The sequence below is a fragment of the Kitasatospora sp. NPDC001547 genome (assembly GCF_042894165.1).
Classification (GTDB): domain Bacteria; phylum Actinomycetota; class Actinomycetes; order Streptomycetales; family Streptomycetaceae; genus Kitasatospora.
In genome coordinates, this window is record NZ_JBIAVL010000024.1 from 18,195 (window position 1) to 39,045 (window position 20,851).

The 20,851-nt window shown below is 73.7% G+C and carries 13 protein-coding genes; 10 read left to right on the forward strand and 3 right to left on the reverse strand.

All coding sequences use genetic code 11. The features are described from left to right. Positions 1 to 16: 16 nt before the first annotated feature. The 3 genes from dapF (at position 17) to hflX (ending at position 5,077) form a co-directional block, all read left to right on the forward strand. A complete protein-coding gene (gene dapF, locus ACFY0X_RS30795) occupies positions 17 to 922 on the forward strand; it encodes a diaminopimelate epimerase (protein WP_387759470.1) in 906 nt (301 codons plus the stop codon). A gap of 211 nt (positions 923 to 1,133) precedes the next feature. Beyond that, the gene (locus tag ACFY0X_RS30800) at positions 1,134 to 3,365 is read left to right on the forward strand and encodes a RelA/SpoT family protein (RefSeq protein ID WP_387759472.1); all 2,232 of its coding nucleotides are present in this window, start codon (positions 1,134 to 1,136) and stop codon (positions 3,363 to 3,365) included. A 209-nt stretch (positions 3,366 to 3,574) separates the two neighbouring features. Continuing rightward, positions 3,575 to 5,077 (forward strand): GTPase HflX, encoded by a 1,503-nt coding sequence (gene hflX / locus ACFY0X_RS30805; protein WP_387759474.1) that lies wholly within the window; start codon positions 3,575 to 3,577, stop codon positions 5,075 to 5,077. A 70-nt stretch (positions 5,078 to 5,147) separates the two neighbouring features. Here the strand turns inward: hflX and ACFY0X_RS30810 are convergent, their stop codons facing one another. Both ACFY0X_RS30810 and ACFY0X_RS30815 read right to left on the reverse strand, forming a co-directional pair. Then, positions 5,148 to 6,266 carry a trypsin-like serine peptidase gene (locus ACFY0X_RS30810; RefSeq protein ID WP_387759476.1) on the reverse strand — a complete coding sequence of 373 codons (1,119 nt, stop codon included), beginning with the start codon at positions 6,264 to 6,266 and terminating at the stop codon, positions 5,148 to 5,150. Between the two features lie 94 nt (positions 6,267 to 6,360). Then, positions 6,361 to 7,575 (reverse strand): trypsin-like serine peptidase, encoded by a 1,215-nt coding sequence (locus ACFY0X_RS30815; protein WP_387759477.1) that lies wholly within the window; start codon positions 7,573 to 7,575, stop codon positions 6,361 to 6,363. Between the two features lie 371 nt (positions 7,576 to 7,946). Here ACFY0X_RS30815 and ACFY0X_RS30820 point away from each other — a divergent pair, with 371 nt between their 5' ends. Genes ACFY0X_RS30820 through ACFY0X_RS30840 form a run of 5 tightly spaced genes read left to right on the forward strand, consistent with a single transcriptional unit; the run spans position 7,947 to position 15,863 of the window. Then, positions 7,947 to 9,860 (forward strand): IucA/IucC family protein, encoded by a 1,914-nt coding sequence (locus ACFY0X_RS30820; RefSeq protein ID WP_387759479.1) that lies wholly within the window; start codon positions 7,947 to 7,949, stop codon positions 9,858 to 9,860. Between the two features lie 35 nt (positions 9,861 to 9,895). Further along, positions 9,896 to 10,483 (forward strand): GNAT family N-acetyltransferase, encoded by a 588-nt coding sequence (locus ACFY0X_RS30825; protein ID WP_387759563.1) that lies wholly within the window; start codon positions 9,896 to 9,898, stop codon positions 10,481 to 10,483. A 9-nt stretch (positions 10,484 to 10,492) separates the two neighbouring features. Beyond that, positions 10,493 to 11,926, forward strand: coding sequence for a lysine N(6)-hydroxylase/L-ornithine N(5)-oxygenase family protein (locus ACFY0X_RS30830; RefSeq protein ID WP_387759481.1), 1,434 nt, complete (start codon positions 10,493 to 10,495; stop codon positions 11,924 to 11,926). Beyond that, a complete protein-coding gene (locus ACFY0X_RS30835; protein WP_387759483.1) occupies positions 11,904 to 13,727 on the forward strand; it encodes an IucA/IucC family protein in 1,824 nt (607 codons plus the stop codon). Before ACFY0X_RS30830 ends, ACFY0X_RS30835 begins: the two co-directional genes overlap by 23 nt. A 12-nt stretch (positions 13,728 to 13,739) precedes the next feature. Further along, positions 13,740 to 15,863: an ATP-dependent DNA helicase gene (locus ACFY0X_RS30840; RefSeq protein WP_387759485.1), complete on the forward strand. Its 2,124-nt coding sequence runs from the start codon at positions 13,740 to 13,742 to the stop codon at positions 15,861 to 15,863. Positions 15,864 to 15,948: 85 nt separating this feature from the next. Here ACFY0X_RS30840 and lexA read toward each other — a convergent pair whose 3' ends face one another. After that, on the reverse strand, positions 15,949 to 16,830 hold the full coding sequence (gene lexA / locus ACFY0X_RS30845) for a transcriptional repressor LexA (protein WP_387759486.1): 882 nt from the start codon (positions 16,828 to 16,830) through the stop codon (positions 15,949 to 15,951). A gap of 343 nt (positions 16,831 to 17,173) precedes the next feature. Between lexA and nrdR the strand changes: the two genes are divergently transcribed. Next, positions 17,174 to 17,674 (forward strand): transcriptional regulator NrdR, encoded by a 501-nt coding sequence (gene nrdR, locus ACFY0X_RS30850; RefSeq protein ID WP_387759488.1) that lies wholly within the window; start codon positions 17,174 to 17,176, stop codon positions 17,672 to 17,674. 206 nt (positions 17,675 to 17,880) lie between these two features. After that, positions 17,881 to 20,772 carry a vitamin B12-dependent ribonucleotide reductase gene (locus ACFY0X_RS30855; protein ID WP_387759489.1) on the forward strand — a complete coding sequence of 964 codons (2,892 nt, stop codon included), beginning with the start codon at positions 17,881 to 17,883 and terminating at the stop codon, positions 20,770 to 20,772. Positions 20,773 to 20,851: the final 79 nt, after the last annotated feature.

Genomic DNA, 20,851 nt, shown 5'->3' on the forward strand with positions numbered 1-20,851 from the left:
CAGTACCATCGGAGGGGTGAGCGCATCCTCTCCCCGGCAGGGCGGCATCGCCTTCTTCAAGGGGCACGGCACCCAGAACGACTTCGTCATCGTCCCCGACCCGGACGGCGCGCTGGAGATCGGTCCCGAGACCGTCGCCGCGCTGTGCGACCGGCGGGCCGGCGTCGGCGGGGATGGGCTGCTGCGCGTGGTGCGCGCCGCCGCCGACCCGGCCGCCGCGGGGATGGCCGACCGGGCCGAGTGGTTCATGGACTACCGCAACTCGGACGGCAGCGTCGCCGAGATGTGCGGCAACGGCCTGCGGGTCTTCGCCCGCTTCCTGGTCGACGCCGGTCTGGCCGAGCCCGGCGAACTGGCCGTCGCCACCCGCTCCGGGGTGCTCACGGCGAAGGTCGCCGAGGCCGCCGCGGACGGCACGCCCGGCGACGTCACCATCGACATGGGCCGGGCCCGGCTGCCCGGGCCGGACGGCATCGAGGTCGCGGTCGGCGAGCGGCGCTGGCCGGCCCTGAACGTCAACATGGGCAACCCGCACGCGGTGGCCTTCGTGGAGAGCCTGGAGCACGCCGGCGATCTGTACGCCGCGCCGCTCACCAGCCCCGCGAGCGCCTACCCGGAGGGCGTCAACGTCGAGTTCGTGGTGGACCGCGGGCCGCGGCACGTCGCGATGCGGGTGCACGAGCGCGGCTCGGGCGAGACCCGCTCCTGCGGCACCGGCGCCTGCGCGGTGGCGGTGGCGGCCATCCGTCGGGACGGTGCCGATCCGGCGGTCACCGGCGAGGCGGTCTCGTACACCGTGGACGTGCTGGGCGGCCGGCTGGTCATCACCGAGCACCCGGACGGCCGGGTGGAGATGACCGGTCCGGCGGTGATCGTCGCCGAGGGACGGCTGGACGGGCGCTGGTGGGAGTCGGTGCGCTGAGGCCCGGCGGGGACGGGCGGCCCGGTTTGCCCAATTCGTGCGGTGACGAATCCCCCCGATCGGGTGATACCGGTCGCGGACGGGAATCAGGGCGTCGCGGAACGTGCTCTGCTCGGTAGCATGGACCACCGGGTCGATCACCCCTGGGGAGGGGTAGCAAGATCACCCCCTCAGGAGGGGCGGCGCCCGGTGACCGTTGCCGGAGGTGCCGATGACCATCGAAGCCGGGCAGTCCCTCACGGGGCAGCCGACGACCGTACGGCAGGCCGGGGCCAGGAGGCCCCTCGGGGAGCTCGGCCGGGCCGCGCTCGGCCGGGCCGGGCGGGCCGCGTTGCTCGCCACCGGCCGGCCGGCCGTGCCGGACGCCCTGGAGCCGCTCGTCCGGGTCCACCGCCGGCACCACCCGCAGGCCGACCTCGGCCTGCTCGCCCGGGCGTACCGGCTCGCCGAGGCCAGCCACCGCGGCCAGAAGCGCAAGAGCGGCGAGCCGTACATCACCCACCCGCTGGCCGTCACCATGATCCTGGCCCAACTCGGCGCCGGGACGACCACCCTGGTCGCCTCGCTGCTCCACGACACGGTCGAGGACACCGAGTTGACGCTGGACCAGGTGGGTGCCGGGTTCGGGCCCGAAGTCGCCTACCTGGTCGACGGGGTGACGAAACTGGAGAAGGTCGACTTCGGCGCCGCCGCCGAGGCCGAGACCTTCCGCAAGATGCTGGTCGCCACCGGGGACGACGTCCGGGTGATGGTGATCAAGCTGGCCGACCGGCTGCACAACATGCGCACCATCCGGCACATGAAGCCGGCCAGCCAGGTGCGGATCGCCAAGGTCACCCGGGACGTGCTGATCCCGCTGGCCGAACGGCTCGGCATCCAGGTGCTCAAGGCGGAGCTGGAGGACATCGTCTTCGCCACCCTGCACCCCGAGGAGCACGCCCGCACCCGCGCCCTGATGGCCGGTCACGAGGACCAGCCGGACGCCCTGCTGGAGCCCTTCGCCCGGCAGCTGGCCCGCCAGCTGGCCGAGGCCGGGGTGCCCGCCGAGGTGACCGTCCGGCCGCGGCACTGCGTCTCGCTGCACCGGGTGCTGCTCCGGCGGGCCGCCGTGCCCGGGCCGGACGGGCGGCCGCAGGGACCGCGGCCGGCCGACTTCGGGCGGCTGCTGGTGGTGGTCGAGGAGAACGCCGACTGCTACGCGGTGCTCGGCGAGCTGCACACCTGCTGGACGCCGCTGCCCGGGGAGTTCAAGGACTTCGTGGCCGCGCCCAAGTTCAACCTCTACCAGTCGCTGCACACCGCCGTGGCGCTCAGCGGCGGCGCGGTGGTCGAGGTGCTGGTCCGCACCCGGCGGATGCACGAGGTGGCCGAGACCGGGGTGGTCGCGCTCGGCGATCCGTCCCCGGCCGGCGCCGTGCAGGACGCCGACGAGCTGGACCGCACCGACCCGGCCCGCCCGGGCTGGCTCAGCCGGCTGCTGGAGTGGCAGCAGGAGACGCCCGACCCGGACGCCTTCTGGTCCGCGCTCACCGCCGACCTGGCCGGCGACCGCGAGATCACCGTGGTGACGGAGGGCGGCGAAACGCTTCAGCTGAGGGCCGGCGCCACCTGCGTGGACGCGGCCTACCTGCTCGGCGAGGAGACCGGCCACCGCTGCATCGGCGCGCGGGTCAACGGGCGGCTCACCGCGCTGTCCACGGTGCTGGAGGACGGCGACCAGATCGCGGTGCTCACCGAGACCCTCCCGGCCGGCGGCGGGCAGCCCTCCGGCCCCGCCCCCGAGTGGCTGGCGCACGCCCGCACCCCGGCCGCCCGGCTGGCCATCGAGCGCTGGCTGGCCGACCACCCGGCCCGCCAGCCGGTGGTCCGCACCGGCCCGGCCGGCGGCCAGCCCGCCCCGCCTGGGCGCCCGGCCGCCGAGCGGCGGGTGGCCCCGGTCGCGGTGGCCGGACGGCCCGGGGCGTCGGTCCGGCTGGCGCGCTGCTGCACCCCGGTGCCGCCGGACGAGGTGACCGGCTACCCGATCCGCGGCGGCGCGGTCGCGGTGCACCGCACCGGCTGTCCGGCGGGGGAGCGGATGCGCGCGGACGGGCGGGCCGAGCTGGAGGTCCGCTGGCAGGCGGAGGGCGCGCCGGCGGCCGGGCACCGGGCCACCCTGCGGGCCGAGGCGTTGAACCGGCCCCGGCTGCTCGCCGACCTCACCGCGGCGATCTCCGGCGCGGGCGTCGGCATCGTCTCGGCCGAGGTCGAGCCGCCGCAGGAGTCCCGGGTCCGGCACACCTACACCGTGGAACTGCCCGAGCCGGCCGCACTGCCGGGGCTGATGCGGGCGATGCTCAAGGTCTCCGGGGTCTACGACGTGAGCCGCCCGCACGCCCCGGACGCGGGCCGGGAGCCGGGGGAGCGGCCGCTCGGCCCGGTGGCCCGGGGGAAATGGGGATGACCGCCCCGCGCACGGCGTGCGACCATCATGGGGAATTCACGGCCGGTCCACGGCGTTCTCCGGGCACAGGAGCCCGGGGCGGAACCCGGGGGCCTGAGGGGTAGCTCACCCCGCCCGGACGGTAGCCGGGGCGGCAGCTGGGCAGACTCCGTACGGGACCGCCACCGCGGTCCCCGAAGCCAATCCGTACCAGCGAGCCAAAGGACAGAATGACCTCCACGTTCGACACCCGCGACCACGCCGACGCTCCGCGCCGCCTCGACGGTCTGCGGGCGGAAGCCCTCATGGACGAGGACCTCGCGGCCATCGACGAGGACCTCGGCCACCACTACGACGGCGACCAGTACGACCGCAGCGAGCGCGCCGCCCTGCGCCGGGTCGCCGGCCTCTCCACCGAACTCGAAGACGTCACCGAGGTCGAGTACCGCCAGCTCCGCCTGGAGCGCGTGGTCCTCGTCGGCGTCTGGACCGACGGCACGCTGGAGGAGGCGGAGAACTCGATGGCCGAGCTCGCCGCGCTCGCCGAGACGGCCGGTTCCCAGGTGCTGGACGGCGTCATCCAGCGCCGTGACAAGCCCGACGCGGCCACCTACATCGGCTCCGGCAAGGCCAAGGAGCTGCGCGACATCGTCGCCGCCACCGGTGCCGACACCGTGGTCTGCGACGGTGAGCTCACCCCCGGCCAGCTGATCCACCTGGAGGACGTGGTCAAGGTCAAGGTCGTCGACCGGACGGCCCTGATCCTGGACATCTTCGCCCAGCACGCCAAGTCCCGGGAGGGCAAGGCGCAGGTCTCGCTCGCGCAGATGCAGTACATGCTGCCGCGCCTGCGCGGCTGGGGTCAGTCGCTGTCCCGGCAGATGGGTGGCGGTGGCTCCGGCTCCTCGGGCGGCGGCATGGCCACCCGCGGTCCCGGTGAGACCAAGATCGAGACGGACCGGCGCCGGATCCGCGAGAAGATGGCGAAGCTCCGCAAGGAGATCGCCGACATGAAGAAGGGCCGCGACACCAAGCGCCAGGAGCGCAAGCGCCACCAGGTGCCGTCCGTGGCCATCGCCGGGTACACCAACGCCGGCAAGTCCTCCCTGCTCAACCGGCTCACCGGCGCGGGCGTGCTGGTGGAGAACGCCCTGTTCGCCACCCTGGACCCGACGGTCCGCCGGGCCGAGACCCCGAGCGGGCGGCTCTACACCCTGGCCGACACCGTCGGCTTCGTCCGGCACCTGCCGCACCACCTGGTCGAGGCCTTCCGCTCGACCATGGAGGAGGTCGCCGACGCGGACCTCATCCTGCACGTGGTGGACGGCTCGCACCCCGAGCCGGAGACGCAGCTGGCCGCCGTCCGCGAGGTCATCGTCTCGGTCGACGCGCAGAACGTGCCGGAGATCGTGGTGATCAACAAGGCGGACGCCGCCGATCCGCACGTCCTCCAGCGCCTGCTGCGCCGCGAGCCGCACGCCATCGTGGTGTCGGCCCGCAGCGGCGCGGGCATCGAGGAACTGCTGCAGCTCATCGACGACGAACTGCCGCGTCCGGCGGTCGAGGTGCGGGCCCTGGTGCCCTACACCCAGGGCGCGCTGGTCTCCCGCGTGCACGCCGAGGGCGAGCTGCTCTCCACCGAGCACACCGGCGAGGGCACCCTGCTGCACGCCAAGGTGCCGGCCGAACTGGCCGCCGAGCTGGAGTACTTCGCGGTGGCCCTGCAGGGCTGAGCGGTAGCGCGGCGAAGGGCCCCGGGACGAACCGTCGTCCCGGGGCCCTTCGCCGTCCTCCCGGTGGCGGCTACCTGACGTTCTTGGCGAAGTAGTCGAAGGCCTGCTTCGCCTGGTCCTGCAGGGCGGGCCCGGCCTGGTAGCCGGCCGGGTCGCGGTCGCCGAGGGCTCCGACGCTGATCAGGTTGGGCTTGCCGTCCCTGGTGACGAACCAGCCGCCGCCGCCGGAGCCGGCCGTCATGGTGCAGCCGATCACGTACAGCGGCGGGCGGTTCCGGTCGAAGGTGAGCCGCCCGGGCGCGACCGGGGAGTCGCAGTGGGCGAGCCGCAGGCCGTCGGACGGCCGCTCGGCCGGGTAGCCGTACGCGGCGACCGCGGTGATCAGGTCGCGCGGGGCGTTGAACCAGATCGGCACCGAGCCGCCGACCGTCTCCTCCAGGGACCTCCCGGAGCCGTCCTCCCCGCGCACCCGCAGGATGCCGTAGTCGTACTGGTGGTGGGCACCGACGCCGCTCTCCTGGAGCCAGGTCGGCGAGACCAGCGCGCGCACCACCGTCCACCGGCCGTACGGGGCGGCGCGCTGGTCGGGGTTCGGCTTGCCGTGGACCATCTGGCCGTCCCGGTTGAAGCCGGGCACGAAGACCAGGTTCCGCAGCCAGCCGCCGCCCTTGCCCTCGTGCAGGCAGTGGGCGGCGGTGAGGACGAGGTCGCTGCGGCCTGGGTTGACCGGGTCGGAGACCACGGTGGCGGAGCAGGCCGCGTCGCCCTGCGGCGTGGCCGCGAAGAGCCGGCCGACCACCGAGCCGACCGGGCCGTACGGGTGCGGCTGCGGCACGGCCGGCACGGCGGCGGGCGGGGCGTCCCGTTCGACGCCGTCCGCCGCGGGGGCGGTCAGGGAGTACTCCGGGGTGGGCCGGCCCCGGGCGGCGTCCATCCGGGCCGCCGGCCAGGAGCCGGGCGGCGCGTCGTTGGCGAAGGCGCTGCCGGCGACGTGGCGCGCCCAGTCCTCGACCTTCCAGCCGGACAGGTCGCCCAGGCTGGTGGGTGCGGACCGGGGCAGGGCGAGGGGCGCGGTGGCGGGCCGGGCGGGGCCGTCCGGCCCGCACCCGGCCGCCCCCAGCGCGAGTGCGGTGAGCAGCGCGGCGCCGGCCGTCGCGGCCCGGCGACCCCGGCTGGTGGTTCTCGGCATGCGGGCTCGTCCCCCCGTGCTGTGCTGGTGGTTCCGTCACCGCCCCCCGGTGGCGGCTGCTTCCTCGGAGCGGCTGCCGGCCGCGGAGGTCCGGCTACTTCTTGGAGATCCAGTCCAGCGCCTGCCGGGCGACCGCCTCCAGGTACGGGCCGCTCAGCGAGGTGTGCTCCGGGGTGCCGATCGAGGTGTTGCTGACCAGGGCGGTCCTGCCGTCGGGCATCTTGGCGAACCAGCCGCCGCCGCTGGCGCCCTGGGTCATGTCGCAGCCGATGGTCAGCATCGTCGGACGCTTGGCGTCGAAGGAGAGCCGGGTCGGCTTGCCGCCGTCGCACCGGTACAGCTCCTGGCCGTCGAACGGCTTGACCAGCGGGTAGCCGGCGGCCGACACGTCGAGCCGGTCGCGCGGCGCGTCGAACCAGACCGGGACGGCCGAACCGACCGTCTCCTCCAGGGACTTGCCGGTGTCGTTCTGGTTGTGCACGCGCATGACCGCGAAGTCGTACTGGTTGGCGGCGTCGCCGCTGCCGCCGCCCTCGACCATCCACTGCGGCGAGGTGGTGACCTGGTCGGCCCACCAGGTGCCGAGCGGGGCCAGCTCGGACAGCGGGGCCCGCTTGCCGCCGCTGGAGGCGCCCGAGTTGTTGTAGGCGGGCACGAAGACCAGGTCCTTGAAGAAGCCGCCGCCCTTGCCCTCGTGCACGCAGTGGCCGGCCGTCCAGACCAGGTTGCTCCGGCCCGGGTGCCGCGGGTCGCCGATCACCGTCGCCGAGCAGTTGCCGCGGCCGCCCTTGGCGGAGAAGAACACCTTGCCGGAGGGCTGCCCGGTGTACGGGCGGGGCATCGCCGTGGCCTTGACCACCGGGGGATCGGGGTCGGTCACGCCGTCGTCGGCGGACGGCCCGGGAGCGGACGGCCCGGGGGTGCTGGGGGCGGGGGTGGTGGGGGCGGGCTTGGCGGCGGGCGGCGCCGGGTCGGCGGGCCTGGAGTCGCCCATCTTGTCCGGGTCCCAGAAGTCCTTCACCACCGGGTTGTCGAAGACGTGCTTGGACGCCCACTTGTCCCAGTCCTCGAACTTCCACTTCTTCAGGTCGTCCCAGCTCCTGGGCAGCCCCTCCAACAGGCTGGTCGGCAGCCCGGACGGGAGGGTGATCCCGCCGATCGCGCCGCCCGAGCCCGCGGCCGCCGCGGAGGAGGGCGGCGGCGCGGGGCTGGTCCTGCCGCCCGCCGGGCCGTCCGGCCCGCAGGCGCTCACGGCGAGCAGGGCGCCCGCGGCCAGGGCGGCCAGGGCTGACCGGTGGATCGATGGCATCTGTGCGCTTCCCCCTGTGCTCGGTCGGTCGGTGCTGGGCGGAGCTCGGCGGTGCCGGCTCGCCGGGTGGAGCGGGCGGCCGGGCGGCGCCGGGGCCGGTGGCCCCGCGCCCGGGCGGCGCGTGCCCGGCCGGTGCGCGGCGCGGCGCTCCCCCGCCCTGGAGTCTTCCATCGCGGACGAGGACGGCGGTGCCCGCCCCCCGGGTTGCGGTGCGGGCCGGAGGTCACCGATCCGTGATCCCGGCCCGGCCGGTCCACCGGCTCAGCAGGGCATTCGGTCCCAGATGTGGACAATCGCCGATTCTCACCCGGACGAGTGAGCCGTCCTTGTGATCACCCGTCATGGATAGGTAACCCTTACCTGACGCGACGGTGCGAGCGCCCGCCGATCCCCTCCACCACAGAGCGCGTCCGCACCCCCACGCGCCCCAAGGAGCAGCCTTGAGCACCGCCGCCCTCACCGGAGCCCCGCCCGTACCGCCGCCCACCGCGGAACCGGCCCACGGCCACGACCTGCTGCTGCACCCCGACCCGGCCGTCGCCGCCGAACAGGCCGGGCTGGAGGCCCTGTTGCGATGCTGGACGCGGGAGACCGGAGCCCGGCCCGGCCCGGACGGCCGGCTGCGGATCGCCGTCCTGGGCGGGGCCGCCCGGCTCACCGCCCCGGTCCGCTACTGGTCGCCCGGCGGCTGGCACCGCTTCGGGCCCGCCACCCTCGCGGCCGGCGAAGGCGCCGCCGAGGCCCCGGTGGACGCCGTCACCGCCGCCGCTCTGCTCGCCGCCGCGGCCGCCGAACGGCCCGACCCCGGACAGGTCGCCGACCTGGCCGGCCGGGTCGCCGACTCGGTCGTGCGCACCGCCGAGATCCTCGCCCACCGCCGCACCGCCGCCGTCCCCGGCGGGCCGGAGCACTCGCACTTCCTCGCCGCCGAGCAGTCCCTGCTGCTCGGCCACCCGCTGCACCCCACGCCGAAGAGCCGCGACGGCCTCGGCCCGGCCCAGAGCGCCGCCTACTCGCCCGAACTTCACGGCTCCTTCCAACTGCACTGGTACGCCGTGGACCGCGAACTGCTCGCGGCCGGCTCCGCCGTCGCCGAGAGCGCCGAGCAGCTCACCGCCGGCCTGCTCGACGGCGGCACGGCGCTGCCGCCCGGCACCGCCGCCCTCCCGCTGCACCCCTGGCAGGCCCGCGAACTCGCCCACCGCCCGGCCGTCGCCGCCCTGCTCGCCGACGGGCTGCTGCACGACCTCGGCCCGGCCGGCGAACCCTGGTACCCCACCTCCTCGGTGCGCACCGTCTACCGGCCCGGCACCCCGTGGATGCTCAAGCTCTCGCTCGGCCTGCGGATCACCAACTCCCGCCGCGAGAACCTGCGCAAGGAACTGCACCGGGGCCTGGAGATGCACCGGCTGCTGGAGAGCGGGCTGGCCGCCGAGTGGCGGGCCGCCCACCCCGGCTTCGACATCGTCCGCGACCCGGCCTGGATCGGCGTCGACCACCCCGCCCTCGGCGACCCGGGCGGCCTGGACACCGTGCTGCGCGCCCAGCCCTTCGCGCCCACCGACCGCGCCCTGTGCGTCGCCGGGCTGGTCGCCGAACAGCCGCTGGGCACCGGCGACACCGTGCCCTCCCGGCTCGGCGACATCCTGCGGACGCTCGCCGCCCGCTGCGCCCGCCCGCTGCCGACCGTGGCCGCCGAATGGTTCCTGCGCTACCTGGACGCGGTCGTGCTGCCCATCCTCTGGCTGGACGGCCGGGGCGGCATCGCCCTGGAGGCGCACCAGCAGAACAGCCTCGTGCTGCTGGACGCCGAGGGCTGGCCCTGCGGCGGCCGCTACCGCGACAACCAGGGCTACTACTACCGGGAGAGCGCCACCGCGAGGCTCGCCGCCCGGCTGCCCGGGCTCGGCGCCGACAGCGACACCTTCCTGCCGGACGAGGTGATCGACCACCACTTCGCCTACTACCTCGGCATCAACCACGTGCTCGGCCTGATCGGCGCCTTCGGCTCCCAGCGGCTCGCCGACGAGACGGTGCTGCTGGCCGCGCTGCGCCGGTTCCTGACCGGCCCGCGGGCCGCCGCCACCGGCTCGGCGCTGCCCGCGCTGCTGCTGGACGCGCCCACGCTGCCCTGCAAGGCCAACCTGCTCACCCGGATCAACGGCATGGACGAGCTGGTCGGCCCGGTCGCCAGCCAGTCCGTGTACGTGGACATCCCCAACCCACTGGCCGGGTGCCCGGGCGAGCGGTGGGGGTTCCCCCGGCCGGAGGCTGGGGGAGCGTGAACCGGAAGGACGCGCGCCCGGACGAACGCGGTGACGTGGCGCCGCCCGACCTGCCCGGGTGGGGCGCCGTCCCCACCCCGGCCGGCGGGTTCCGGCTCGCCCCGGTCCGGCTGCCCGCCGACCTCGCCCTGCTCGCCGGCTGGATGAACGATCCCGAGGTCGACGCCTTCTGGGAGCTGGCCGGGCCGCCGGAGACCACCGAGCGGCACGTCCGGGCCCAACTGGACGGCGACGGCCGCAGCAGCCCGTGCCTCGGCCTGCTCGACGGCGAGCCGATGAGCTACTGGGAGGTCTACCGCGCCGACCTCGACCCGCTCGCCGCGCACTACCCGGCCCGGCCGTACGACACCGGCGTGCACCTGCTGCTCGGCCCGGCCGCCAGCCGCGGCCGCGGGCTGGGCGCCGTCCTCCTGGCCGCGCTCGCAGAATTGATTCTCCGCCGGAACCCGCGCTGCGAACGGGTGGTGGCCGAGCCTGACGTCCGCAACCGGCGGTCCGTCCGGGCCTTCGAGCGGGCCGGATTCCGGGTCGCCGCCGAACTCGACCTGCCCGGCAAACGCGCCGCCCTGATGGTCCGCGACCGGGCCGACGGGCCCGCCGCGCAGACCCGACTCCCCGCCTAGGACACCCCTGTGGACACCTCGACACCCCCCGCGTACGACCTGCTCGGCGTCGGCATCGGCCCGTTCAACCTCTCGCTCGCCGCGCTCGCCGAGCCCGTCCCCGGCCTGCGCACGCTCTTCTGCGACCAGCGCCCGGAGTTCCGCTGGCACCACGGCATGCTCGTGGACGGAGCCCGGATGCAGGTGCCGTTCCTCGCCGACCTGGTCTCCCTGGTCGACCCGACCAGCCCGTGGTCCTTCCTCAACTACCTGCGCGAGCAGGACCGGCTGTTCCCGTTCTACTTCGCCGAGCGCTTCCAGCTGCCCCGCCGCGAGTACGACCACTACTGCCGCTGGGCCGCCGAACGGCTGGCCAACTGCCGCTTCGGCACCGAGGTCACCGCCCTGCGCTGGGAGGCGCCCTGGTACCGCGTCGAGCTGACCGACACCGCGACCGGTCGGCGCTCCGAGGCCCGGGCCCGCAACATCGCCCTCGGCGTCGGCACCCGGCCGGTACTGCCGGAGGCCTTCGCCCCGCTGGCGGGCCACCCGCGGGCCTTCCACTCCGCCGAGTACCTGGACCGCCGCGCCGACCTGGCCGGCGCCCGGGACATCACCGTGGTCGGCAGCGGACAGTCGGGCGCCGAGGTCTTCCTCGACCTGCTCCGGTGCCACGAGGGCGACGGCGTCCGGCTGCGCTGGCTCACCCGGACCAGGGCGCTCGCCCCCATGGAGTACTCCAAGCTCGGCCTGGAGCACTTCACCCCCGACTACACCCGGTACTTCCACGGCCTGCCCGCCCCCGTCCGGGACGCGCTGGTCGCCGCCCAGTGGCAGCTGCACAAGGCCGCCAGCGCCGAGACCCTCGCCGAGATCCACGACCACCTCTACGAGCGCACCATCGGACGCCCGATCGGCACCGCCCCGGTCGAGATCACCCCCGGCACCGCCGTCGACACGGCCCGCCCCGGCCCCTGCGGCGGCCTCGAACTGCACTGCCGGCACACCGACTCCGGCGCCGAGCACCTGCTGCGCACCGACGCCGTGGTGCTCGCCACCGGCTACCGGGCGGCCCGCCCGGCCGCGCTCGAACCGCTCGCCGGACTGATCGACTGGGACGAGGCCGGGCGCTACCGGGTCGACCTGCACCACCGGGTTGCCACCCGGCCCGAGCTCACCGGCGGGCTGTACGTCCAGAACGCCGAGCTGCACACCCACGGCGTCGGCACCCCCGACCTCGGGCTCGGCGCCCACCGGGCCGCCGTGATCCTCAACGCCGTCACCGGGCGCACCGTCCACCGGCTGCCCGACCGCACCGCCTGGACCGGCTTCGCGCCGCCCGCCGCCTCCGCGCCCGCCCCGGCCGCCGCCGCTGCTCCCGTCCCCGCTCCCGCGACCCCCGACCGGACCCCCGCCGTCCCCCGCCCCCAGGAGTTGACCCGTGCCGCAACCGTCGGCCGCTGAACCGCCGCTCCACCTGCCCCCGCACCTCACCGCCGGGCACTGGCAGCGGGCCGGCCGCGCCCTGCTGGCCAAGATGCTGGGCGAGTTCGCCTACGAGGAGCTGCTCCGGCCAGTCCCCGGCGACGCTCCCGGCGAGTACCGGCTGGAGCTGCCCGAGGCCGAGTACCGCTTCACCGCCCGGCGCGGCGCCTACGACAGCTGGCAGGTCGACCCGGACTCCGTCCGCTGCGACCGCCCCGACGGCCTGGACCCGCTGCGCTTCCTCCCGTACGCCCGGCAGACCCTCGGCATGCGCGGCGAGACCACCGGCCACCTGATCCGCGAGCTGTGCGCCACCCTGACCGCCGACGCCCGCCAGCTCGCCACCGCGCTGACCGCCGCCGAACTCGCCGACCTCGACCACACCGCCCTTGAGGGCCGGCAGACCGGCCACCCCTGGATCGTCCCCAACAAGGGCCGGATCGGCTTCTCCGCCGCCGACGCCGCCCGCTGGGCCCCGGAGGCCCGCAGCCCGCGCCCGCTGCCCTGGATCGCGGTGCACCGCCGGCTCGCCGAGTACCGCGGGGTGCCCGACCTGGAACGGCCCGAGCAGCTCTACGCCCGCGAGCTGGACGACGTGGACGCGCTGCGCGCCGCGCTCGGCCCGGACGCCGAGGACTACCTGCTGCTGCCCGTCCACCCCTGGCAGTGGGAGGAGACGGTCCTGCCGCTGTTCGCCCCCTGGATCGCCTCCGGCGAGATCGTCCCGCTGCCCTCGGACGGCGACCCACGGCTGCCCCAGCAGTCCATCCGCTCCTTCTTCAACACCGCCCACCCCGAGCGCTGCACCGTCAAGCTGCCGCTGTCCATCCTCAACACCCTGGTCTGGCGCGGCCTGCCGGTCGAGCGCACGCTGGCCGCGCCCACCGTCACCGCCTGGCTGCTCGGGCTGCGCGACGCCGACCCGTACCTGCGCGACGAGTGCCGGGTCGTCCTGCTCGGCGAGATCGCCTCCGTCACCGTCGACCACCCGCTCTACCGCGAGCTGCCCGAGGCCCCCTACCAGTACAAGGAGCTGCTCGGCGCGATCTGGCGCCAGCCGCTCGGCCCCTTCCTGGAGGGCGGCGAGCGGGCCCGCACCCTGGCCGCGCTGCTGCAGACCGGCTCCGACGGGCGGGCGCTCGCCGCCGAGCTGATCGAGCGCTCAGGCCTGCGCCCCGGAGACTGGACCGCCCGGCTGTTCGCCGCGATGATGCCGCCGCTGCTGCACTTCCTCTACCGCTACGGCCTCGTCTTCTCCCCGCACGGCGAGAACGCGATCGTCGTCTTCGACCCGTCCGACGTACCGGTCCGGCTCGCGGTCAAGGACTTCGTGGACGACGTCAACCTCAGCGCGCAGAGCCTGCCCGAACTGCACGGCCTGCCCCCCGAGGTGGCCGAGGTGCTGCTGCGGGAGAGCCCGCAGGGGCTCTGCCAGTTCATCCACTCAGGGCTGTTCATCGGCGTCTTCCGCTACCTCGCCCCGCTGCTGGAGGCGCAGACCGGGCTGCCCGAGACCGAGTTCTGGGCCCTGCTGCGCGCCGAGGTGCTCCGTTACCAGGACCGCTTCCCCGAGCTGCGCGAGCGCTTCGAGCTGTTCGACCTGTTCCGCCCCCGGATCGACCGGCTCTGCCTCAACCGCAACCGGCTGCTGCTGGACGGCTACCAGGACCGCCCGCACCGCCCGCACGCCGCCCGGTACGGGACCGTGCCGAACGCGCTGGTCGCCGTGGACGTGCGACAGCCCGGAGAACGGGACCGGATTGTCACCCCCGCCCCGTAGGCTGGGAGCGTCATGACGAACGACTCCGAATCCCACGACTCCGAATCCCAGCGGGCGGCGGACCTCGGCGACGAGGCCGAGGAAGCCGTCGCCGTCCCGCGCTCGCGGATCCCCGAGCTGCTGCACGCCGCGGTGGCGGCCGTCGGCGGCGTGGAGCGCCCCGGCCAGGCCCGGATGGCCGAGGCCGTCGCCGACGCCGTCGACCACGGTGAGCACCTGCTCGTCCAGGCCGGCACCGGCACCGGCAAGTCCCTGGCCTACCTGGTGCCCGCGCTGGCCCACGGCGACCGCGTGGTGGTCGCCACCGCCACCCTGGCACTGCAACGGCAGCTGGTGGAGCGGGACTTGCCGCGCACCGTCGAGGCGCTGCACCCGGTGCTGCGCCGCCGCCCGCTGTTCGCGATGCTCAAGGGCCGCTCCAACTACCTGTGCCTGCACCGGGCCAACGAGGGCACCCCGAGCGACGAGGGCGAGGGCCTGTTCGATCCGGTGGACGCGCTCGGCGGGCCCACCGGGAAGCTCGGGCAGGACGTGCTGCGGCTGCGCGAGTGGGCCGACGAGACCGACACCGGGGACCGCGACGACCTCAGCCCCGGCGTCTCCGACAAGGCCTGGGCCCAGCTCTCGGTCACCTCCAAGGAGTGCCTGGGCGCCACCCGCTGCCCCTACGGGCAGGAGTGCTTCGCGGAGAAGGCCCGGGAGCGGGCCAAGCTGGCGGACGTCGTGGTCACCAACCACGCGATGCTCGCGATCGACGCGATCGAGGGCGCGCCGGTGCTGCCCGAGCACGGGCTGCTGATCGTCGACGAGGCGCACGAGCTGGTCAACCGGGTCACCGGAGCGGCCACCGCGGAGCTGACCGTCGGGGCGGTCAACCGGGCCGTGAAGCGGGCCGCGCGGCTGGCCAACGAGAAGGCGGTGGACGCACTCCAGGCCGCCGCCGAGAACTACCACGGCCTGATGGAGACGGCCCAGCCCGGCCGGGTCGAGGAGCTGCCCGAGTACCTGGCGTACGCGGTCACCGCGATCCGCGACGCCTCCCGCCAGGTGATCACCTCGCTGGGCGAGACCAGGGACAAGGGGCTCAGCGACGAGGACGCCGTCCGCAAGCAGGCGATGGCCTCGGCCGAGGCGCTGCACGAGACGGCCGACCGGCTGCTGGAGGACTCCGAGTACGACGTGGTCTGGATCGAGCGCAGCGACCGCTACGGGCTGGGCGCCGCCTCGCTGCGGGTCGCCCCGCTGAGCGTCTCCGGGCTGCTGCGCGAGGGGCTGTACAAGGAGCGCTCGGTCGTCCTCACCTCGGCCACGCTCAAGCTCGGCGGGGACTTCAACGGCGTCGCCGCCTCGGTCGGCCTGCCCTCCGAGGCGCGGCTGCCGGACGTCCGCACCGCCGGGGACAACTCCGAACCGGGCTTCGGGGAGGACGCCGTCCCGCACTGGCGCGGGATCGACGTCGGCTCGCCGTTCAAGTACCCCAAGCAGGGCATCCTGTACGTCGCCAAGCACCTGGCCGACCCCGGGCGGGACCCGGAACGGCCGGACATGCTGGACGAGTTGGCCGAGCTGATCGGCGCGGCCGGCGGGCGGACGCTGGGCCTGTTCTCCTCGATGCGCGGTGCCCAGACGGCCGCCGAGGCGATGCGCGAGCGGCTGGACCACCGCGTCCTGCTCCAGGGCGAGGACACCCTGGGCGAGCTGATCCGGGAGTTCGCCTCGGACGCGACCACCTGCCTGTTCGGCACGCTCTCGCTCTGGCAGGGCGTGGACGTGCCCGGCTCGGCCTGCCAGCTGGTCGTGATGGACCGGATCCCGTTCCCCCGGCCGGACGACCCGCTGATGAGCGCCCGCCAGAAGGACGTCGAACAGCGCGGCGGGAACGGCTTCATGGCCGTCGCGGCGACGCACGCGGCGCTGCTGATGGCCCAGGGCGCGGGCCGGCTGGTGCGCGCGGCCGACGACCGGGGCGTGGTCGCGGTGCTGGACCCTCGGGTGGAGACCAAGCGGTACGGGGGCTTCTTCAGGTCCTCGATGCCGGAGTTCTGGTACACCACGGACCGCAACCAGGTGCGCCGCTCGCTGGCGGCGATCGACGCCTCGGCGGCGCCGGTGCGACCGGTGGTGAAGCGGGGCTGAGCGGCCCCCGGAAACGCCGGAGGGGCTCCTCGCGGATCGCGATGAGCCCCTCCCCGGTGTGTGCGGCGGCCGGCCGCCGGGGCGCTCAGAGCCGGCGCAGGACCGCGACGACCTTGCCCAGGATGGTCGCGTTGTCGCCGTTGATCGGCTCGTACGCCGGGTTGTGCGGCAGCAGCCAGATCCGGCCGTCCTCGCGCTTGAGCCGCTTGACGGTGGCCTCGCCGTCGATCATCGCGGCCACGATGTCGCCGTTCTCGGCGACCGGCTGGCGGCGCACGGTGACCCAGTCGCCGTCGCAGATGGCCGCCTCGATCATCGAGTCGCCGCGCACGGTGAGCGCGAACAGCTCGCCCTCGCCGACCAGCTGGCGGGGCAGCGGGAAGACGTCCTCGACCGTCTGCTCGGCCAGGATCGGCCCGCCGGCGGCGATCCGGCCGACCAGCGGGACGTAGGAGGTGGACGGGCGGCCGGCCGTCTCGGCGGTGTTCGGACGGGCCACCTCGACGCCGCGGACCTCGTACGCGCGCGGGCGGTGCGGGTCCCGGCGCAGGAAGCCCTTGCGCTCAAGGGCCATCAGCTGGTGGGCGACCGAGGAGGTGCTGGACAGGCCGACGGCCTGGCCGATCTCGCGCATGGACGGCGGGTAGCCGCGCCGCTGGACGGAATCCCGGATGACCTCGATCACCCGGCGCTGGCGCTCGGTGAGACCCGCCTCGTCGGTGCGGATGCCGGGGGGGCGGCCGGGCATGGCGCGGGCGGGGGAGGGGTGGGCGTCGTCCACGGCGGCGGAGTGTTCGATCGGCTGGTCGGGAACGCGGGGCGCGCCGGAAAGGGCCGCGCCGGGGAGACGGTGGTCTTCGCTACGGTCCATGCTGATGTCCAGACCCTGCTGATTCGTGGTGCGCTGCCCCACCTTGAACTGGGAGTGTTCCTGCACCGGGATGGTGTTGCTTTCGATCGTGTTCACGGCGGCCCCTCTCGACGGCTGTCCTCTCCCCTTTTCCAGCCCAACGCGCCTCCTATCGAAAGGTTGCGCCAAACACACGTTCGAGTGAATTATTCGGGAGTTGACTGACTCGATCAAGGCTTTGTTGTACATCGAGTAAATGTTCGAGCAGAACTCGACCACGGCAGTCTAATCGGCACCGACACGCCAAGGTGCTCACCTCCCCCCGAGGCCTACATGTAGTGGCTACAGTCCTCTCCGTGCCCAGTACTAGTGGTCGCCCCGCATGATCAGCTTGCCGAGGCCGGGGGCGCATCGCATAGACTCAACCGGTCCGAACGTTCTGCCAGGGAGGGATCCCGAGGTGCACTGCCCCTTCTGCCGGCACTCCGACAGCCGTGTTGTCGACAGCCGGACCACCGAGGACGGCAGCTGCATCCGCCGTCGTCGGCAGTGCCCGGACTGCGGCCGCCGCTTCACCACGGTGGAGACGGCCGCGCTGATGGTCATCAAGCGCAGCGGCGTCACCGAGCCGTTCTCCCGGCAGAAGGTCATCACCGGCGTCCGCAAGGCCTGCCAGGGCCGCCCGGTCACCGAGGACGCGCTGGCCCAGCTCGGCCAGCGGGTCGAGGAGTGCGTGCGCGCCAGCGGCAACGCCGAGCTGACCACCCACGACGTGGGGCTGGCCATACTCGGTCCGCTCAAGGAGCTCGACGTGGTCGCGTACCTGCGCTTCGCCTCCGTGTACCAGGCGTACGACGGACTGGAAGACTTCGAGGCCGCCATCGCGGAACTCCGCGCCGAGCGGCCCCACACCCCCGAGGCGGACGACACCCGCGTGTCCGTCTCCACCGCCGCGCCCTAGGAGGCACCGGCGCCGGGCCCCGACGGGCCCCTCCGCACCACCACGGCCCCACGGGGCCCACGCGTGCCCGAAATATGGGCACAGAACACTACAAACCGTGCGTAAGCAGGCGAGGTCTCCGCCTGCCCGCACACCGGAAGAACGAACCAGCAGTGCCCGGACTTTTCGGGGCACTTCGGGCGTTTGCCCAGGAGGAGGAGCGAGAAGTGACAGACACCACGAGCGGTTCCGCACGCGGGTCGAAGTCCGAGAAGGCCGCGGCCAAGGGCGCCAAGGCCCCGAAGGGCGGTCTCCGGATGGAGCGCATCTACACCACTCCTGGCGTGCACCCGTACGACGAGGTCCGCTGGGAGCGGCGTGACGTCGTGATGACCAACTGGCGCGACGGCTCGATCAACTTCGAGCAGCGCGGCGTCGAGTTCCCCGACTTCTGGTCGGTCAACGCCGTCAACATCGTCACGTCCAAGTACTTCCGCGGCGCCGTCGGCACCCCGCAGCGCGAGTGGAGCCTCAAGCAGATCATCGACCGCGTGGTGCTCACCTACCGCGCGGCCGGCGAGAAGCACGGCTACTTCGCCACCAAGGACGACGCCGAGATCTTCGAGCACGAGCTGACCCACGCCCTCCTCCACCAGGTGTTCAGCTTCAACTCGCCGGTCTGGTTCAACGTCGGCACCAAGCAGCCCCAGCAGGTCAGCGCCTGCTTCATCCTGTCCGTCGACGACTCCATGGAGTCGATCCTCGACTGGTACAAGGAAGAGGGCATGATCTTCAAGGGCGGCTCCGGCGCCGGCCTCAACCTCTCCCGGATCCGCTCCTCCAAGGAGCTGCTCTCCTCCGGCGGCAACGCCTCCGGCCCGGTCTCCTTCATGCGCGGCGCCGACGCCTCGGCCGGCACCATCAAGTCCGGTGGCGCCACCCGCCGCGCGGCCAAGATGGTCGTGCTCGACGTGGACCACCCGGACGTCGAGGCCTTCATCGAGACCAAGGTGAAGGAGGAGGAGAAGATCCGCGCCCTGCGCGACGCGGGCTTCGACATGGACCTCGGCGGCGACGACATCGCCTCCGTCCAGTACCAGAACGCCAACAACTCGGTCCGCGTCAACGACGAATTCATGACCGCCGTCGAGAACGGCACCGAATTCGGCCTGCGCGCCCGGATGACCGGCGAGGTCATCGAGACCGTCGACGCCAAGAAGCTGTTCCGCAAGATGGCCGAGGCCGCCTGGGCCTGCGCCGACCCCGGTATCCAGTACGACACCACGATCAACCACTGGCACACCTGCCCGGAGTCCGGCCGCATCAACGCGTCCAACCCCTGCTCCGAGTACATGCACCTGGACAACTCCAGCTGCAACCTCGCCTCGCTGAACCTGATGAAGTTCCTGCGCGACGACGACTCGTTCGACGCCGCCACCTTCGCCAAGGTCGTCGAGCTGGTCATCACCGCGATGGACATCTCCATCTGCTTCGCGGACTTCCCCACCGAGAAGATCGGCGAGACCACCCGCGCCTACCGCCAGCTCGGCATCGGCTACGCCAACCTCGGCGCCCTGCTGATGGCCACCGGCCACGCCTACGACAGCGAGGGCGGCCGCGCCCTGGCCGGCGCCATCACCTCGCTGATGACCGGCACCGCCTACCGCCGCGGCGCCGAACTCGCCGGTGTGGTCGGCCCGTACGACGGCTACGCCCGCAACGCGACCGCCCACCGGCAGGTCATGAAGCAGCACGCGGACGCCTCGCTGGACGCCGTCTCGGTCGACGACCTGGACTCCCCGGTCTGGCTGGCCGCCAACAGGACCTGGCAGGACGTGCTGCGCATCGGCGCCGAGAACGGATTCCGCAACGCCCAGGCCTCGGTGCTCGCCCCGACCGGCACCATCGGCCTGATGATGGACTGCGACACCACCGGCGTCGAGCCCGACCTGGCCCTGGTCAAGTTCAAGAAGCTGGTCGGCGGCGGCTCGATGCAGATCGTCAACGGCACCGTCCCGCGCGCCCTCAAGCGCCTGGGCTACCAGGACGAGCAGATCGAGGCGGTCGTCGCCCACATCGCCGAGCACGGCAACGTGGTGGACGCCCCGGGCCTGAAGCCCGAGCACTACGAGGTGTTCGACTGCGCGATGGGCGAGCGCGTCATCTCGGCCATGGGCCACGTTCGGATGATGGCCGCGATCCAGCCCTGGATCTCCGGCGCCATCTCCAAGACCGTGAACATGCCCGAGTCCGCCACTGTGGAGGAGATCGAGGAGATCTACTTCGAGGCGTGGAAGATGGGCGTCAAGGCGCTCGCCATCTACCGCGACAACTGCAAGGTGGGCCAGCCGCTCTCGGCCAAGAAGAAGGACTCCGAGACCGCCGGGGCCAAGGCCGAGGAGGCCCCGGCCGCCGTGGTCGAGAAGGTCGTCGAGTACCGCCCGGTCCGCAAGCGCCTGCCCAAGGGCCGTCCGGGCATCACCACCTCCTTCACGGTCGGTGGCGCCGAGGGCTACATGACCGCCAACTCCTACCCGGACGACGGTCTGGGCGAGGTCTTCCTGAAGATGTCCAAGCAGGGCTCGACCCTCGCGGGCATGATGGACGCCTTCTCCATCGCCGTCTCCGTCGGCCTCCAGTACGGCGTGCCCCTGGAGACGTACGTCTCGAAGTTCACCAACATGCGCTTCGAGCCGGCCGGTCTGACCGACGACCCGGACGTGCGGATGGCGCAGTCGATCGTCGACTACATCTTCCGCCGCCTGGCGCTCGACTTCCTGCCGTTCGAGACCCGCTCGGCGCTCGGCATCCACTCCGTCGAGGAGCGCCAGCGCCACCTGGAGACGGGCTCGTACGAGCCGCTGGAGGCCGAGGAGGAGCTGGACACCGAGTCGCTCGCCCAGTCCGCCCCCGTCGCGGCCAAGCCCGTCCAGCCGGCCCCGGCCGTCGAGGCGCCCAAGCCGGCCGCGAAGCAGGCCCACAACTCCACGGAGCTGATGGAGATCCAGCTCGGCCTCAACGCCGACGCCCCGCTCTGCTTCTCCTGCGGCACCAAGATGCGCCGCGCCGGCAGCTGCTACCTCTGCGAGGGCTGCGGCTCCACCAGCGGCTGCAGCTGACCACGCCCTACCCCGGTGGTCGCCTCCTGAGGTGACCCCCTGAAGCGGGGCGAGGACCTTCCCGGTCCTCGCCCCGCTT